Raw genomic sequence first — 16638 nt, 5'->3', positions numbered from 1 at the left:
AATCCAGAGACTTTCCCGGACCAGAAATTTTGTTTCAAGCAATTGAAGTTAAATAGAAATTTTTAGTTATCCACAGAACTGTTCCCGATATAGTCTATAAAGGAATTTAATTTATGGTTCTTATTAAAAGCCAAAGAGACACGCTTCTGGCCCCGCTGCAGTCTGTGTCGGGAATCGTCGAGCGTCGCCATACCCTGCCAATCCTGTCGAACGTCCTGCTCGAAAAGAAGGGCGATCAGCTGACGCTGCTGGCCACCGACATCGAAATCCAGATCACCACCAGCACCACCTGCACCGGTGGCGAAGGCGACGGTGCCGTCACCGTTGGCGCCCGCAAGCTGCAGGAAATCCTGCGCTCGCTGCCGGACAGCACCGAGATCACCCTCAGCCTTGAAGACAAGCGCCTGCAGGTCAAGGGCGGCAAGAGCCGCTTCAACCTGCAGACCCTGCCGGCCGACGACTTCCCGCGGATGACGCTGAGCGAAGGCGACACCAAGCAGTTCAGCATTTCGCAGAAGGCCTTCCGCCAGCTTATCGCCAAGACCCAGTACTCGATGGCGGCCCAGGACGTGCGCTACTACCTGAACGGCCTGCTGCTGCTGGTCGACGGCAAGGAACTGCGCGCCGTCGCCACCGACGGCCATCGCCTGGCCTACGCCAGCGTCGAGCTCGACACCGAGCTGCCGCGCCAGGAAATGATCCTGCCGCGCAAGACCGTGCTCGAACTGAACCGCCTGCTGGTCGACAGCGATGACGCACTGAACATCACGCTGGCCCCGAACCAGGTCCGCTTCGCCTTCGGCAGCGTGGTCCTCGTCTCCAAGCTGATCGACGGCAAGTTCCCGGATTACGAGCGGGTCATTCCGCCGACGCTGAAGAACCACATGACCGTCGGCCGCCAGACGCTGATGCAGGCCATGCAGCGCGCCGCCATCCTGACCAACGAGAAATTCCGCGGCGTCCGCGTCGTGCTCGGCGAGATGAGCCTCAAGCTGATCGCCGCCAATGCCGAACAGGAAGAAGCCCAGGAAGAAATCGAGGTACAGTACACGGGCGACGCCATCGACGTCGGCTTCAACGTGGGTTACCTGCTCGACGTGCTCAACAACGTGCATGCCGATGAAATCCAGTGGAGCTTCAACGACGCCAACTCCAGCGCATTGATCACCGTGCCGGGCAACGACCGCTTCAAGTACGTGGTCATGCCGATGCGCATCTGACCAGTCGTTTCTGAATTGCAGCAAAAGGCCCGTTCACCCGGACGGGCCCGTTTCACGTGGAACCAAGAACAATGAGTGAAGAGAACGTCCCGCAAGGCGCGGCCGCACCGGCCTACGGTGAATCCAGCATCCAGATCCTCGAAGGCCTGGAGGCCGTGCGCAAGCGTCCGGGCATGTACATCGGCGACACCTCCGACGGTACCGGCCTGCACCACCTGGTTTTCGAAGTCGTCGACAACTCGATCGACGAAGCGCTGGCCGGGCATTGCGACGACATCATCGTCACCATTCACACCGACAACTCGATTTCGGTCATCGACAACGGCCGCGGCATCCCGACCGGCGTCAAGATGGACGACAAGCACGAGCCCAAGCGCTCGGCCGCCGAAATCGCGCTGACCGAGCTGCACGCCGGCGGCAAGTTCAACCAGAACTCGTACAAGGTCTCGGGCGGCCTGCACGGCGTCGGCGTTTCCTGCGTCAATGCGCTGTCGAAGTTCCTGCGCCTGACCATCCGCCGCGATGGCAAGAAGCACTTCATGGAATTTTGCCGTGGCGTGCCGGTTGACCGTCAGATCGAGACCCGCGACGGCTTCGAGATCTCGCCGCTGAAGATCCTCGGCGATACCGAAAAGCGCGGCACCGAAGTGCACTTCCTGGCCGACGAGGAAATCTTCGGCCACGTCGAATTCCACTACGAAATCCTGGCCAAGCGCCTGCGCGAGCTGTCCTTCCTCAACAACGGCGTCAGCATCAAGCTGGTCGACCAGCGTTCCGGCAAGGAAGAGCTGTTCGCCTTTGCCGGCGGCGTGCAGAGCTTCGTCGAGTACGTCAATCGCACCAAGAGCGTGCTGCACCCGAAGATCTTCTACTCGACCGGCGAAGCCAAGGTCGGCGGCGACGGCGTGACGATCGGCGTCGAAGTGGCGATGCAGTGGAACGATTCCTACCAGGAACAGGTGCTCTGCTTCACCAACAACATCCCGCAGTCCGACGGCGGTACCCACCTGACCGGCCTGCGTGCGGCGATGACCCGGGTCATCAACAAGTACATCGACGAAAACGAGATCGCCAAGAAGGCCAAGGTCGAGATCGCCGGTGACGACATGCGCGAAGGCCTGGCCTGCGTGCTGTCGGTGAAGATGCCCGATCCCAAGTTCGCCTCGCAGACCAAGATGAAGCTGGTCTCCAGCGAAGCGCGCCCGGCCGTCGAGGAAGTCGTCGCCCAGAAGCTCGCCGATTTCCTGCTGGAAAACCCGATCGACGCCAAGACCATCTGCGGCAAGATCGTCGAAGCCTCGCGTGCCCGCGAAGCGGCCCGCCGCGCCCGCGAAATGACCCGGCGCAAGGGCGTGCTCGACGGCGTCGGCCTGCCCGGCAAGCTCGCCGACTGCCAGGAAAAGGACCCGGCCCAATCCGAAATCTACATCGTCGAGGGTGACTCCGCCGGCGGCTCCGCCAAGCAGGGCCGCGACCGCAAGTTCCAGGCGATCCTGCCGCTGCGCGGCAAGGTGCTCAACGTCGAGAAGGCGCGCTTCGACAAGCTGATCTCGTCCGAACAGATCGTCACGCTGATCACCGCGCTCGGCACCGGCATCGGCAAGGACGACTTCAACGTCGAGAAGCTGCGCTACCACCGCATCATCATCATGACCGACGCGGACGTCGACGGCGCCCACATCCGCACCCTGCTGCTGACGCTGCTCTACCGCCAGATGCCGGAGCTGATCGACCGCGGCTACGTCTATATCGCCCAGCCGCCGCTGTACAAGGTCAAGCACGGCAAGACCGAGCGCTACCTCAAGGACGACCAAGAATACCACCAGTTCCTGCTCAACATGGCGCTCGACGAAGCCGTGCTCATGCCGACCACCGGCAACCCGGTCAGCGGCCCGGCGCTCGAAGGCCTGGCCCGCTCGTGGCTGGCCACCGAAGCGATCATCGAGCGCCTGGCGCACCTGATCAATCCGGAAGTGCTCAAGGCCATCGTCCGCCACAATCTGGCGGTCGACCTCTCCAGCGAGGAAAAAACCCGTGCCAGCGCCGACCTGATCGCCGCCAGCATTCCCGCCGGCACCCGCCTGGTGCCCAAGTTCGACGACATCCAGGAACGCTGGACGCTGCGCGTCGAACGCATGCACCACGGCAACCTCAAGGTCGGCCTGATCGACGAAGACCTGCTGCTCTCCGGCGACTTCATCCAGCTCAAGCGCACCGCCGAAACCCTGGCCGACCTCTTCGGCAACGGCGGCGTCATCGCCCGCGGCGAGAAGAAGCAACCGGTCGCCAGCTTCGGCGACGCGATGAAGTGGCTGTTCAACGAAGTCGAGCGCGGCATCAGCAAGCAGCGCTACAAAGGCCTCGGCGAAATGAACCCGGAACAGCTCTGGGAAACCACGATGGACCCCAAGGTCCGCCGCCTGCTGCGCGTGCAGATCGACGACGCGATCGCCGCCGACGAGATCTTCACCACGCTGATGGGCGAAAACGTCGAACCGCGCCGGGAGTTCATCGAAACCAATGCGCTGAATGCGCGGATCGATATTTGATCGGGTTTGTGTAGGATCCCACGATGGTCTAGATTTTTCCCAAAAGTCTAGATTTCGTGGGAATTCGAATCATTTTAGAAGCCACCGATTTTGGTGGCTTTTTTATTTGGCCGCATGTCGGCCAAAGCCGTCATGCGATAGGCAACCTCAACCTGGCTGCTATATGCTTCTGATCAGACGTCCGTTTCTAAGCGCGCCATCAATTGGCACACAGAAGGCCTTGAAGTTCTGTCAATAACAGTACGCCGACCAGGGGTTCGAGCTCACCTCTGGGCACACTTAATTATGAACGTAGCTCTCTCCGGCCACGCGCCCTCAAGTAATGATGAGCGTATACTTATAAAAATTACAGACCTCTTTATTTAAGTTTTTGTAAAATTAACGCAGCCTCGTGTTTTAAAAATGGATTCAACGATTACCTATATTCCTTTAGGCGATTAATATGCATGAGCCGTCCACAATAGTGGCAGAAAAGATTTCCTATGAAGCGCTAACCGATTTGATGGAAGTTTGGGAGGCGCAACCTTGGACTAAAGAATACCACCGAGAACTCACTGAGCTTTGGAATATTTGCGAGAAACGCGACGAGCAAAATTTATTAAAGAATCTTTTAAAGAAGTTCTTTTTATTAGATGCTGCCAAAGAAAAATCAGCAACAGAAGGTGTGAGTTCGGTTATATCTGAATGGGGATTGAATCCTGAGTCAACCTGGATCGTTGCGGTTGCCAACAAAGAGGAAATTGACGGCTCAACCGCAGGACTACAAAAACTTAAGAACAAGCTAGTGCCAATGGAAAAATGGCACAGTAGGTGTATATCAAACATTCCTGCCGCATCGGAGAAGATTAGAAATGGCGATTTCATCGTGCTCTTCGATGATTTCATTGGTACTGGCGGAAAGATGTTAGCAAAGACGAACTGGCTCAAGCGTCTATTAGCACCGAGTGGAGTGACCGAAACAGTCTTCTACTACACAGCTTTTTCTGCGATGACGTTTGGAATAAAAAACTTATCGCAGCAGACATCGTCTAAAATATATTCACATTTTAACTTGAGAAAAGCAATTTCCGATGAATATCCACCAGCCGAAGCATCTTACCTTATAGACGTCATGAAGAGGATTGAATCAAAACTAGGGGAAACATATAAGAAAAAAAAGATATCAGATTACTCTTTAGGATACGGATCAAGCGAAGCGCTTTATTGCGCTCAGAATGATAACTGCCCTAACAATGTCTTTCCTATTTTATGGTGGCGAAATCTGAAAAATGGAAAAGAATTTAACACCCTGCTTAAGCGCGCCGGATAGAATGGATGAATCGAAAGCTCTGGCGCTTAAAGAATTTATTGACGTAATTGGCGACCGAAATTGGCACGAGGTGTATGAGATTCACCAAAAATATCGACTGCCGCCAATATTAATTGTTGCCGCTATCGAAGAACTCCTGAGACTCAAAGTAATAATAAAGATTGGCTATCGAGTTAAGCTGTCGGAAAATTTAACAAATGAGGCGATGTCTGCGATAAACAGAATACAGAAAACCAAGAGACCATCCATCCTTCGACAATACAAAAGCATCCACTTGACATGACGGCTAGCATGTGCGGTAATTTAATCCGCTGGAGTCTAGTGTTAGCAATCGAAGGTGTTATCGCCTTTATCATTCAGGCCGCTTTTAGCCACTGAATGAATGCTGACTCTGATTCTGCAAGCAGAATCAGAGTCACAATTCATTCACTGACGTGAATGAATTATCGTGAAAAATGACAGTTAGTAACACTAGATTCCAGCCCATGACAATCAATGACGAGACTCTTGCTGAACTCGTCAGGCACTTGGAAATAGACGAGCATTTATTGCTTACGCTCGTTGCCGCCATTTCTTCTCCAAATAAGTTTTATCGATCTTTTGCGATCCCTAAGCGAAGAGGAGGAATCCGCGAGATCGAGAGCCCTTATCCCAGCCTTGGCAGCATCCAGAAAGCCATTCTTCGGAAAATATTAGATGGCTTTTCTGTACACCCATGCGCTCACGCCTTCACGAGGAAAAAAAAGGCCTTAGATCATGCAGCTTATCACTTGGGTTGCAAAGAGCTTATAACGCTCGACATCAAAAACTTCTTCCCCAGCATTACTCGACAAATGGTTTTTCAGGCGTTAAACAATAGCGGACTAAGCAGTCACTTCTCATTTTATATTTCATTGCTTTGCTGCTTGAATGATGTGTTGCCTCAGGGGGCATGCACCAGCCCCGCATTAAGTAACGTCGTTTTTTCTCAGTTAGACGAGCGCCTCCATCGGTTAGCTATCCACTTGGGACTCAAGTACTCAAGATATGCTGACGATTTGGCATTTTCCGGAGAAAAAATCCCAAGAAACATGATTAAAACGGTGCAGAAAGTACTGGCAACAAAAGGATTCGAACTAAACACAGAGAAAACCCGATTAAAGGTTTTTGGCGCCAAGAAAATAATCACTGGCGTTTCTATAACATCCGGAATTCCGAAGGCGCCAAGATCTTTTAAGAGGTCACTGCGGGTAAAAATACATGAGCTAGAGAAGCACATAGATAACTTAGCGTCCATGAAAAAATTTGACCCCTTGGTCTTCGAGAGAACGCTCGGCAAACTCAACTATTTGTTACAGATCGAGCCCGGCAATGAATTTGCGTTGAAAAAGAAAAAACTCCTAAGTGAACAGCACCAAAAATTTTTATCCCTAGGTCGACAAGTACAATAGAGCACAAGTGTTTTCCCCTGTTCTATTTATTTAATTCGAATTTAAATACTTTATTTATCAACCTAACATTGAGGATGGGGGCGGCATAGCAGCTGAATTCGTCACTTCTAGCAAGCGTCTTCTATCTTCCAATTGCACCAAGGGAGTTTGGTTCGCGCCACCTCCGCACATTCGACATCGTATCCGACGTAATCGATCAACGGTATCATTCAGATTCCCCCACCAAATGGCAGCTATCGGCAGCAGTGCCGGGCGATGGCGCGCGGCTAACGGCGCTGGATGTTTCGCGCTGGCTGCCCGGTCATTTGACCCGCTGCAGAAAATCCTCGATCAGCGCGTTCAGGACGAAAGGGTCGGTGCAGGCGTGGTGGAGTTTGGCGGCCAGGGGGATCAGCAAACGCCCGCCTTGCTGGTAACGGCGGCCAAAATAGAAACACGGCTGGCACTGGATGTCGCTTTTGCGCCAGTGCAGGTTCATCGCCGTGAACTGGAGGTTTGGCAGGTTGCCGATCAGGCAGGCGCTGAGGAAGGTGAGCGGTGCCATGCGCTCGCCCTGGCCGGCGCGGGCGGCGTCGAGTTGCTTGCGGTAGTGCGCGGCAAACCCGGCGAGGTTTTGCCGGCTGACGTCTCGCAGCAGCAATTCGCGGAAGCGCATCTCGCCGCCGACGGCAACCGGCACGACGATGGGTGCGTTTTCCAGCACCTGCCAGGTTCCGTCGATCTTGCGCAGCTTGAAACCCAGTTGGCCCTGCATGGCCTGGGCGAGATGCCAGATGAGGTAGCTGAAGAAGCTGAGTCCGGGCAGGGCTTGCCGCTGGTAGCTGGCGTAGGCCTCGGTGACGTCGAGCTGCAGTGTCAGGTCGACAAAGGGGTCTTGCTCGACCGTGCTGTCAGTAAAGAAATCGAGCGACCAGGCAAGGTAACCGGCTTTTTCGGCTTGACTGAGGGGGCGGCAGCCCCATTCCGCCAGATCGGCGGCGATTGGATTCGGCATGATGGCTTGCAAACGGGGAATGCGGCAGGATTCCCGGCCATTGTAGGGGAAGCCGCTCTGGCCGGCGGTTTCAGCTGCCTTCGTCCAGCCCGTACTTCCTGATCTTGTCGTGCAGCGTCGTCTTCGGCAGCACCAGGGCTTCGGCGGTGCGGGCGAGGCTGCCGTGGCGGCGGAGGGCGTCGGCGATCAGGGCGCGTTCGAAGGCTTCGACGGTTTCGGCAAAGGGCGTCGGGCGCTCGGCGGGGGGCTGGCCGAAGGGCGGCGAGCCGCTTTCGATGCCGAGCACGCAGCGGTCGGCGACGTTGCGCAGTTCGCGGACGTTGCCGGGCCAGGCGTAGCCGACCAGCTGGCGGATGCGGCCGGGGCTGGTCTCGGGGACCGGGCGCTGCTGGCGGGCGGCGGCAAGCAGCAGGAAGTGCTCGAACAGCAGCGGGATGTCCTCGCGCCGTTCGCGCAGCGGCGGCAGGTTGAGCGTGGCGACGCTGAGCCGGTAGTAGAGGTCGTTGCGAAAGCCGCCGCGGGCGGAGAGGTCGAGCAGGTCGGTCTTGGTCGCGGCGATGACGCGGCAGTCGATGGCGATGCTGGTGTTCGAGCCGAGACGTTCGAGGGTGCGTTCCTGGAGCACGCGCAGCAGCTTGATCTGCATCGCCAGCGGCATGCTTTCGATTTCGTCGAGGAACAGCGTGCCGCCGTTGGCGTGTTCGATCTTGCCGATGCGGCGCTTGCCGGCGCCGGTGTAAGCGCCTGCTTCGTGGCCGAAGATCTCGCTGTCGAACAGGGTTTCCGGCAGGCCGCCGCAGTTGATGGCGACGAAGTTGCCGTGGCGGCGCGGGCTGGCTTCGTGCAGGCAGCGGGCGACCAGTTCCTTGCCGGTGCCGGTTTCGCCGTGGATGAGCACGTCGGCGCTGCTGTCGGCGAGGCCGCTGAGCATCTGGCGCAGCTTCTGCATCGCCGGGGCGCGGCCGATCAGCTTGCCTTCGAGCTGGTCGCGCTGTTCGAGCTGGCGGCGCAGGTCGCGCACTTCGAGCACGAGCCGGCGCTTTTCCAGCGCCCGGCGGACGACGTCGACGAGGTATTCCGGGGCGAAGGGTTTCTGGATGAAGTCGTAGGCGCCGTCCTTCATCGCCTGCACGGCCATGGTGATGTCGCCGTGGCCGGTGATCAGCACCACCGGCAGTTCCGGGTCGATGGCCAGGGTTTCGCGCAGGAAGGCGAGGCCGTCCATCTTCGGCAGGCGCACGTCGCTGACGATGATGCCGCGGAAGTCGGGGCCGAGCCGGCGCCGCGCCTGTTCGGCCGAACCGGCGCATTCGGCGGGGATGCCTTCGAGTTGCAGCGCCTGTTCGCAGCCGAGGGCGACGTCGGGGTCGTCCTCGATGATCAGTACCTTGAGCGTTTCAGTCATTGACGGTCGACTCGTCGAAAAGGGGAATTTCCAGCGTGAACACGGCGCCGCCGTCTGCGTGGTTGCTGCCCGTGAGTGTGCCACCGAAATCGCGGACGATGCCGGCCGAGATGGTCAGCCCGAGGCCGAGGCCGTCGCTGCCGGGCTTGGTCGTGTAGAACGGCTCGAAGAGGTGGGCGAGGGTTTCGGCGGGCAGGCCGGGCCCGTGGTCGCGCACGCTCAGCCGGGCCTTGCCGTCGACGGCGGCGGCGCTCAGCTCGATGCACGGCGCCGGCTGGCCGGCCATCGCGTCGAGGGCGTTGCCGATCAGGTTGACCAGCACCTGTTCGAGCCGGTTGGCGTCGCACAGCGCGCGCGGCGCGGCGGCCGGCAGCGCCCGCAGGATCTCGGCGCCGGCCTGGCGCAGGCGCGGCTCGAGCAGGGCCAGGGCGCTGTCGACGACGCCGTCGAGGGCGACCGGCTGCAGGCGGCCGCCGGATTTGCGGGCGAAGGAGCGCAGCTGGCCGGTGATCAGGCCCATGCGGTCGACCAGCTGGGCGATCCGTTCGAGGTTGGCGCGGGTGGTCGCCAGGTCGCCGCGGTCGAGAAAGCGGACGCCGTTGCCGGAGAGCGTGCGCAGCGCCGCCAGCGGCTGGTTGAGTTCGTGGGCGATGCCGGTCGACAGCTGGCCGATGACCGCCAGCTTGCCGGCCTGGACCAGCTCGTCCTGGGCGGCGCGCAGCGTGCGCTCGGCGCGGATGCGTTCGGCGATCTCGTCCTGGAGCAGGTAGTTGGCGGCGGAGAGGTCGGCGGTGCGTTCGTCGACCTTGCGTTCGAGTTCGTCGTGCGCCTGCTGCAGCGCCTGCTGCGCGGCGAGCCGGTCCTTGAGGTGGCGGCGGCGCTCGGCGAGCATCAGCGCGAAGACGAAGAGCAGCACGGCGGCAACGACGGCGACGGCGGCGCGGCTGTGGGCGATGTTGTCGACCTGCTCGAGGTGCGAGAAGACGGTCAGCGTCCACGGCGTGCCCGGCAGCGGCCGCGACTGCGCGAGAAATCGCCCGGAAACGGGGTAGACCGTGACCATCTCGGGGCCGTCGTTGCGGATGCTGACCAGGCGCGCGCCGTGGTCGAGTTCGCGCAGTTCGCGCAGGCCGAGCGGCTTGAGCGCGCGCCGGTTGTACTGCTGGGTCTGGTCGAAAGCGCTGCGCGTGCTCTCGTCGAGCGGGCGCAGCGTGGTGAATTTCCAGTCGGCGACCGAGCCGAGGATGACGACGCCGTTCTCGTCGCTGACCATGGCCGGTGCCTCGCCGGTGGTCCAGGACTTTTCCAGCTGCTCGAGGCTGACCTTGATCACCGCGACGCCGAGCGTGCGGCCGTCGTCGGTCAGGCGCGACGAAAGGTAGTAGCCGGGTTCGCCGCGGGTCGTGCCGATGCCGAAGATGCGCCCGTTGCCGTTGTTCATCGCATCGCGGAAGTAGGGGCGGAAGGACAGGTCCTCGCCGACGAAGCTGTCGTCGCGTCGCCAGTTGCTCGAGGCGAGCACCCGGCCGCCGGCGTCGATGACGTAGATCGACAGCGTGCCGGCGCGTTCGTTGAGCTGTTCGAGGTAGTTGTTGACCGCCGGCTGCAGCGCGCCGGCGCGCGGGTTGCGGAGCAGTTCGACGACGTCGCGCTCGAGCCCGAGCGTGCCGGGCAGGAAGGCGTACTTGCCGATCTCGCGTTCGAGGCTGGCGGTGTACAGGTCGAGGCGGTGCAGGCCGGTGGTCTGCAGCTCGGCGATGCCCAGCTGCTGCGCGACGCGATGGGTGCCGAAGCCGGCCAGCGCGACCAGCGCGGCAAGCAGCAGGAACATCGTCAGGTAGCGCAGGGGCGGGTGGCTGGGCATGATCGTCGGCGGGTTGGCGCTATGGTAGCGTCAGATCAGCTCGGCCAGTTGCTTGACGATGAGGATCGCGACGACGATCAGGAAGGCCTTGCGGATGAAGCCGGCACCGTGCTTCAGCGCGAGGTGGGTGCCAACTTGGGCGCCGGCCAGGTTGCAGGCGGCCATGACCAGGCCGACCGTCCACAGGATCGGCCCGTGGCTGGCGAAGAAGCCGATCGCCGAGAGGTTGGTGGCGACGTTGATGACCTTGGCGCTGGCCGAGGCGCGGACGAAATCCATGCCGAAGACGCGGATGAAGCCGAAGATCAGGAAGCTGCCGGTACCCGGTCCGAAGAAGCCGTCGTAGAGGCCGATCAGCAGCCCGAAGAGGGCACCGAGCCAGGGGTCGGAGGGGCGCGGTTCATGCGATTCGGCCTGGCCGAAATCCTTGCGCCGGAAGGTGTAGACCGCGACCGCCAGCATCATCACGACGATCAGCGGGCGCATCGCTTCGCGCGAGATCCAGGCGACCAGCGCGGCGCCGATCCAGGCCCCGAGCAGCGCCGCGGCAGTCGCCGGCAGGACCAGCCGCCACGGGATGCTGACGGCGCGGGCGTAGCGCCACAGCGCCGAGGCGGTGCCGGCGATGCTGGCGATCTTGTTGGTCCCGAACAGCGTCGGGATCGCCGTCTGCGGGAAGGCCGAGAGCAGCGTCGGGATCTGGATCAGGCCGCCACCGCCGACCACGGCATCGACCATGCCGGCGAAGAAGGCGGCGGGCGCGAGGATGTACCAGTCGATCATGGAATCTCCGGAAAAAAAGGCCCGGTGGGTTGCACCGGGCCGGCAAGGTGGTTCGGACGCATGTCATGCCGAACCAGAGGAGAAGAAGGGACTCAGGCGGCTTGCACGGCCGGCTCGTCCTCGGCGACCGGCAGCGCCTCGTCGCGCTCGGCGAGGGCGGGATCGACCGGTTCGATGGCGTTTTCCCACTTGGCGACGACGGCGGTGGCGATGGCGTTGCCGAGCACGTTGGTGACGGTGCGGCCCATGTCGAGGAAGTGGTCGATGCCGAGCACCAGCAGCAGGCCGGCTTCGGGCAGGCCGAACATCGGCAGCACGGCGGCGACGACGACCAGCGAGGCGCGCGGCACGCCGGCGATGCCCTTGCTCGAGACCATCAGCACCAGCAGCATGGTCAGCTGGGTGCCGATGCTCAGTTCGATGCCGTAGGCCTGGGCGACGAAGAGCGCGGCGAAGGTGGTGTAGATCATCGAGCCGTCGAGGTTGAACGAGTAGCCGAGCGGCAGCACGAAGCTGGTGACGCGGCTCTTGATGCCGAACTTTTCCAGTTGCTCCATCAGTTTCGGATAGACCGACTCGCTGCTGGCGGTCGAGAAACCGACCAGCATCGGGCTGCGGATCAGCTTGAGCAGGCGGAAGACGTCCTTGCCGAGCACCGCGTAGCCGGCGCCGATGAGCACCACCCACAGTGCTGCGAGGGCGATGTAGAAGCTGACCAGCAGCTTGCCGAAGACGAGCAGCATGCCCAGGCCCTGGGTGGTGATGATGCCGGCGACGGCGCCGAAAACGCCGATCGGGGCGACGCGCATGACGTAGTCGGTGACCTTGAGCATGACGTGGACGATCTCGTCCATCGTGCACACCAGGCTGCGTGCCGTCTGGTTGTGCAGGTGGCCGAGGGCGACGCCGAAGAAGACGGCGAAGACCAGGATCTGCAGGATTTCATTGGCCGCCATCGCCTCGAAGATGTTCTTCGGGAAGACGTGGGTGATGAAATCCTTCAGATTCAGCGCGCTGGTTTTCAGGTTGAGCGCGCTGCCGGTGTCCGGCAGCGGTACCGAGAGGCCGGCGCCCGGATGCAGCAGGTTGGCGAAAACCAGGCCGAGCAGCAGCGAGCAGAACGAGGCGGCGACGAACCAGCCGAGCGCCTTGCCGCCGATGCGGCCGATCGTCCTGGTGTCGCCCATGCCGGCGAGGCCGGCGACCAGCGTGGCGAAGACGAGCGGGGCGATGATCATCTTGATCAGGCGCAGGAAGATGTCGGTGAGGATGCCGAAGTAGGCGGCGATTTCCTTGGCTTCGGCGGCGCCGCCGGCAAGCGTGTTGCAGGCGTAGCCAACGGCGACGCCGAGGACCATGGCGATGCCGATCTGGGTGGTCAGCTGGTTGAGTTTCATCGGGTTTTCCTTGTTTTCTGCATTGAATCCGGGGTGACCGTGATCAGGCGACGCTGCTCGGGATGATGACCTGCGGCTTGGTCAGCACTTCCGGGCGGAGCACTTCGGCCAGTTGGGCGGCGCTCATCAGCTGGCGTTCGAGCACGATCTCGGCGACACCGCGGCCGGAGAGGTGCGCCTCGGCGGCGACTTCGGTGGCGTTGGCGTAGCCGATGTAGGGGTTGAGCGCGGTGACGATGCCGATCGAGCGTTCGACGCTGGCGCGCAGGGCTTCGCGGTTGGCGGTGATGCCGTCGACGCAGCGGTCGGCCAGCGTGCGGCAGCCCTTGCCCAGGTGCAGCACGCTCTTGAACAGGCTGTGCGCGATGATCGGCTCGAAGGCGTTGAGCTGCAGCTGGCCGGCTTCGGCGGCGAAGCTGACGGTCATGTCGTTGCCGATGACCTCGAAGGCGATCTGGTTGACCACTTCCGGGATCACCGGATTGACCTTGCCCGGCATGATCGACGAGCCGGCCTGGCGCGGCGGCAGGTTGATCTCGCCGAAGCCGGCGCGCGGGCCGGAGGAGAGCAGGCGCAGGTCGTTGCAGGTCTTCGACAGCTTGACCGCGACGCGCTTGAGGACGCCGGAGAGCTGGACGAAGCTGCCGCAGTCCTGGGTCGCCTCGATCAGGTTGGGTGCGGTGATCACCGGGATGCCGCTGATTTCGGCGAGCTTGCGGCAGACCAGCGGCGCGTAGTCGGGGTGGGCGTTGATGCCGGTGCCGATGGCGGTGGCGCCGAGGTTGATCTCGCGGATCAGCAGCGCCGCCTCCTTGAGCCGCTCCTCGTCTTCGCCGAGCATCACGGCGTAGGTCGAGAACTCCTGGCCGAGGGTCATCGGTACCGCGTCCTGGAGCTGGGTGCGGCCCATCTTGAGCACGTCGGCAAACTCGTCGGCCTTGCGCTCGAAGGCGCGGCGCAGGTAGGCCATGGCGTCGACCAGGCGGAAGATGCCGACGTAGGTGGCCAGCTTCAGCGCCGTCGGATAGACGTCGTTGGTCGACTGGCTCATGTTCACGTGCTCGTTCGGGTGCAGGTGCTTGTATTCGCCGCGGGCGTGGCCGAGCAGCTCGAGGGCGCGGTTGGCGATCACCTCGTTGGCGTTCATGTTGGTCGAGGTGCCGGCGCCGCCCTGGATGACGTCGACGACGAACTGGTCGTGCCACTGGCCGTCGATGACTTCGCGGCAGGCGGCGACGATGGCGTCGGCGCGCCGGGCGTCGAGCAGGCCGAGTTCCTGGTTGGCCTGGGCGGCGGCCTTCTTGATCTGGGCCAGGGCGCGGATCAGGTCGGGATAGACGGCAATCGTGATGCCGGTGATCGGGAAGTTTTCCTGGGCACGCAGCGTGTGCACGCCGTAGTAGGCCTCGGCCGGGACCTCGCGGTCGCCGAGCAGGTCGTGTTCGAGTCGGGTCTTGGCAGCAGTCATCAAATGTCTCCAGTGGCTTTTTTCGGTGACCACGTCGGTGCGTGGATACGCTTTCTTATTGCACGCGGCGTGCCAGCCGGCGGCAAAAGCCAGGAGACTGATTTTTCAGGGAATTATTTGACGGTCGACGCGCCGGCAGCCGGATTTCCGGATGGCGGCGGCGAGTGGCGTTCGGAAATCCGAACGCCCGGCCTCAGGCGACGCTCTGTTCGCCGGCCAGCGACTGGCGCAGCGCGGCGGCGATGCGCGCCGGATCGCTGTCGCTGGCGAGCAGCCAGTGCAGCTTGGCGAAGGCGGCTTCCGGGGTGATGTCGGCGCCGCCGACGACGCCGATGCCGGCGAGCGCGGCACCGGTGGCGTAGGTTTCCTGGGCGACGCTGCCGTGCGCGCATTGCGTCGTGTTGAGCATGACCACGCCGCGCGCCGCCGCCCGCTCGAGCGCCCCGAGCAGCGCCGGGTCGGCCTGCGGCGCGTTGCCGGTGCCGTAGCTCTGCAGCACCAGGCCGCGCAGGCGCGGGTCGGCGAGCAGGGCGTCGACGCTGGCCGCGCTGATCCCCGGGTAGAAGGTGAGCACGCCGACGGCACCGTCGGTGCAGGCGGCAATCCGGAAATCCGGGCGGCCGGCCGGGCGCAGCTGTTCCACGTGGAACGCCGGCGGCGTGCCGAGCTCGGCCAGTGCCGGGCAGTTGGGCGAGTCGAAGGCGTCGAGCCGGGTGGCCGACAGCTTGCGCGCGCGGTTGCCGCGCAGCAGGCGCGGGCCGAAGGCGATGGCGACCTCGCGCAGCGGCGAGGCGGCGGCGATGTCGAGGGCCGCCGCGAGATTGGCCAGGGCGTCGCTGGCCGGCTCGCCCATCGGGATCTGGGCGCCGGTGAAGACCACCGGCTTGTCGCAGCCGCGGAGCATGAAGGACAGCGCCGAGGCGCTCCAGGCCATGGTGTCGGTGCCGTGCAGGACGACGAAGCCGGCGTGGTCGTGCCAGCGTTCGGCGAGGGCCGTGGCGATCGCCGACCAGTGGCCGGGGCGCAGGTCGGCGCTGTCGATCGGCGGCAGTTCGACGACGGTGAACTCGCCGCGGCCGGCCAGTTGCCGGCGCAGGTGTCCGGCGAAGCCGGGCAGCGGCCGGTAGCCGCCGGGCGTGGCGGCCATGCCGATGGTGCCGCCGGTGTGCAGGATGAGGACGGGCGGCATGGTGGCTTCCCGGAAAGTTGGCGAAGCCGCCAAGGTAGTGGCAAACGCCGGCCGGCGCCAGCCTCTCGCATACAATGGCGGGCCCGGCCGCGTCTGCGGCCGCCCTGCAAGCAAGGAGCCCTGGCATGCCCGAATTCGTCGATACCTCCCCGCCGGGAGAGTGCATCTTCTGTCGCCTGATCGCCGGCGAGATTCCCGCCTCGCGCCTCTACGAGGATGCCGAGACGCTGGCCTTCCTCGACCTGGCGCAGCTCAACCCGGGACACGCGCTGGTCGTCGTCAAGCGCCACGCCGAGACGCTGCTCGAGCTGACCCCGGACGAGGCGGCGGCGGCGATGCGCACCGCGCACCGGATCGCCGCCGCGCAGCAGCGCGCCTTCGGGGCGCCCGGACTGACGCTGCTGCAATGCAACGGCAAGGAAGGCGGACAGACCGTCGGGCATTTCCACATCCATGTCGTGCCCCGTCATGCCGACGACGGCGTCGGCCTGCTCTGGCCGCGCAAGGATCCGCCGCGGGCAGTGCTCGAGGCGACCGCGGCGCAGCTGCGGGCTGCGCTGGAGGACTAGCCGTGCGGGTGGTGGTGCAGCGCGTGCAATCGGCATCGGTCACGGTCGACGGCGAAATTTGCGCAAAAATCGGCGGCGGCCTGCTCGTCCTCGCCGGCTTCGAGGCCGACGACGGCGACGAGGACATCGCCTGGATGGCCGGCAAGCTGGTCCGCCTGCGCCTGTTCGGCGACGCCGACGGGGTGATGAACCGCAGCGTCGTCGAGGCCGGCGGCGAGATCCTCGCGGTCTCGCAATTCACGCTCCATGCCTCGGTGCGCAAGGGCAACCGGCCATCGTGGAGCCGCGCGGCGCGCGGCGAGGTGTCAGGACCGCTGTTCGCCCGCTTCGTCGACCGGCTGGCCGGCGAACTGGGGCGGCCGGTGCCGACCGGCATCTTCGGCGCCGACATGGCGGTGGCGCTGGTCAACGACGGGCCGGTGACGCTGACGATCGATTCGCGCGCCCCGGAATAGCCGCGC

General features: G+C 62.6%; 13 protein-coding genes. 6 read left to right on the top strand and 7 right to left on the bottom strand.

The window, feature by feature from the left end:
• Nucleotides 1-113 precede the first annotated feature (113 nt).
• The 4 genes from dnaN to DFR40_RS11660 all read left to right on the top strand — a co-directional run bounded on the left by dnaN (nt 114) and on the right by DFR40_RS11660 (nt 6508).
• Entirely contained in the window at nt 114-1220 is a 1107-nt protein-coding gene (gene dnaN, locus DFR40_RS11670) for a DNA polymerase III subunit beta (RefSeq protein ID WP_121458679.1), read from the top strand.
• A 71-nt stretch (nt 1221-1291) separates the two neighbouring features.
• Nucleotides 1292-3769, top strand: coding sequence for a DNA topoisomerase (ATP-hydrolyzing) subunit B (gene gyrB, locus DFR40_RS11665; RefSeq protein ID WP_121458678.1), 2478 nt, complete (start codon nt 1292-1294; stop codon nt 3767-3769).
• A gap of 442 nt (nt 3770-4211) precedes the next feature.
• On the top strand, nt 4212-5078 hold the full coding sequence (locus DFR40_RS17030) for a phosphoribosyltransferase-like protein (RefSeq protein WP_147431325.1): 867 nt from the start codon (nt 4212-4214) through the stop codon (nt 5076-5078).
• Nucleotides 5079-5563: 485 nt separating this feature from the next.
• A complete protein-coding gene (locus DFR40_RS11660; protein ID WP_170160212.1) occupies nt 5564-6508 on the top strand; it encodes a reverse transcriptase family protein in 945 nt (314 codons plus the stop codon).
• Between the two features lie 301 nt (nt 6509-6809).
• Here the strand turns inward: DFR40_RS11660 and DFR40_RS11655 are convergent, their stop codons facing one another.
• From DFR40_RS11655 to DFR40_RS11625, 7 genes are all read right to left on the bottom strand, one after another.
• Nucleotides 6810-7502, bottom strand: a complete 693-nt coding sequence (locus DFR40_RS11655) for a CatA-like O-acetyltransferase (RefSeq protein WP_121458676.1) — start codon at nt 7500-7502, stop codon at nt 6810-6812.
• A gap of 70 nt (nt 7503-7572) precedes the next feature.
• On the bottom strand, nt 7573-8907 hold the full coding sequence (locus tag DFR40_RS11650; protein ID WP_121458675.1) for a sigma-54-dependent transcriptional regulator: 1335 nt from the start codon (nt 8905-8907) through the stop codon (nt 7573-7575).
• The gene (locus DFR40_RS11645) at nt 8900-10771 is read right to left on the bottom strand and encodes a sensor histidine kinase (RefSeq protein WP_121458674.1); all 1872 of its coding nucleotides are present in this window, start codon (nt 10769-10771) and stop codon (nt 8900-8902) included. The genes DFR40_RS11650 and DFR40_RS11645 overlap by 8 nt, the downstream gene beginning before the upstream one ends.
• 30 nt (nt 10772-10801) lie before the next feature.
• Nucleotides 10802-11554 carry a sulfite exporter TauE/SafE family protein gene (locus tag DFR40_RS11640; RefSeq protein ID WP_121458673.1) on the bottom strand — a complete coding sequence of 251 codons (753 nt, stop codon included), beginning with the start codon at nt 11552-11554 and terminating at the stop codon, nt 10802-10804.
• A gap of 92 nt (nt 11555-11646) precedes the next feature.
• Nucleotides 11647-12951 carry a dicarboxylate/amino acid:cation symporter gene (locus DFR40_RS11635; protein ID WP_121458672.1) on the bottom strand — a complete coding sequence of 435 codons (1305 nt, stop codon included), beginning with the start codon at nt 12949-12951 and terminating at the stop codon, nt 11647-11649.
• A 43-nt stretch (nt 12952-12994) separates the two neighbouring features.
• The gene (aspA, locus tag DFR40_RS11630; RefSeq protein ID WP_121458671.1) at nt 12995-14419 is read right to left on the bottom strand and encodes an aspartate ammonia-lyase; all 1425 of its coding nucleotides are present in this window, start codon (nt 14417-14419) and stop codon (nt 12995-12997) included.
• A 193-nt stretch (nt 14420-14612) separates the two neighbouring features.
• A complete protein-coding gene (locus DFR40_RS11625) occupies nt 14613-15608 on the bottom strand; it encodes a type I asparaginase (RefSeq protein ID WP_121458670.1) in 996 nt (331 codons plus the stop codon).
• A 125-nt stretch (nt 15609-15733) separates the two neighbouring features.
• On the opposite strand from DFR40_RS11625, the gene DFR40_RS11620 reads away from it, so the two are divergent.
• The gene (locus DFR40_RS11620; protein ID WP_121458669.1) at nt 15734-16177 is read left to right on the top strand and encodes an HIT family protein; all 444 of its coding nucleotides are present in this window, start codon (nt 15734-15736) and stop codon (nt 16175-16177) included.
• Between the two features lie 2 nt (nt 16178-16179).
• Nucleotides 16180-16632, top strand: a complete 453-nt coding sequence (gene dtd / locus DFR40_RS11615; protein WP_121458668.1) for a D-aminoacyl-tRNA deacylase — start codon at nt 16180-16182, stop codon at nt 16630-16632.
• Nucleotides 16633-16638 lie beyond the last annotated feature (6 nt).

This window comes from Azonexus fungiphilus (assembly GCF_003634965.1).
GTDB lineage: Bacteria > Pseudomonadota > Gammaproteobacteria > Burkholderiales > Rhodocyclaceae > Azonexus > Azonexus fungiphilus.
Note: the sequence above shows the minus strand (reverse complement) of the source record. Positions and strands in the feature narration are given on the sequence as shown.

Bases quoted from the DNA above. Each gene is read 5' to 3' on its own strand.
- DFR40_RS11650 (WP_121458675.1), bottom strand. From the start codon at position 8,907: ATGACTGAAACGCTCAAGGTACTGATCATCGAGGACGACCCCGACGTC.
- dnaN (WP_121458679.1), top strand. From the start codon at position 114: ATGGTTCTTATTAAAAGCCAAAGAGACACGCTTCTGGCCCCGCTGCAG.
- gyrB (WP_121458678.1), top strand. From the start codon at position 1,292: ATGAGTGAAGAGAACGTCCCGCAAGGCGCGGCCGCACCGGCCTACGGT.
- DFR40_RS11660 (WP_170160212.1), top strand. From the start codon at position 5,564: ATGACAATCAATGACGAGACTCTTGCTGAACTCGTCAGGCACTTGGAA.
- DFR40_RS11640 (WP_121458673.1), bottom strand. From the start codon at position 11,554: ATGATCGACTGGTACATCCTCGCGCCCGCCGCCTTCTTCGCCGGCATG.
- DFR40_RS11645 (WP_121458674.1), bottom strand. From the start codon at position 10,771: ATGCCCAGCCACCCGCCCCTGCGCTACCTGACGATGTTCCTGCTGCTT.
- DFR40_RS11620 (WP_121458669.1), top strand. From the start codon at position 15,734: ATGCCCGAATTCGTCGATACCTCCCCGCCGGGAGAGTGCATCTTCTGT.
- DFR40_RS11655 (WP_121458676.1), bottom strand. From the start codon at position 7,502: ATGCCGAATCCAATCGCCGCCGATCTGGCGGAATGGGGCTGCCGCCCC.
- DFR40_RS11635 (WP_121458672.1), bottom strand. From the start codon at position 12,951: ATGAAACTCAACCAGCTGACCACCCAGATCGGCATCGCCATGGTCCTC.
- DFR40_RS11625 (WP_121458670.1), bottom strand. From the start codon at position 15,608: ATGCCGCCCGTCCTCATCCTGCACACCGGCGGCACCATCGGCATGGCC.
- DFR40_RS17030 (WP_147431325.1), top strand. From the start codon at position 4,212: ATGCATGAGCCGTCCACAATAGTGGCAGAAAAGATTTCCTATGAAGCG.
- aspA (WP_121458671.1), bottom strand. From the start codon at position 14,419: ATGACTGCTGCCAAGACCCGACTCGAACACGACCTGCTCGGCGACCGC.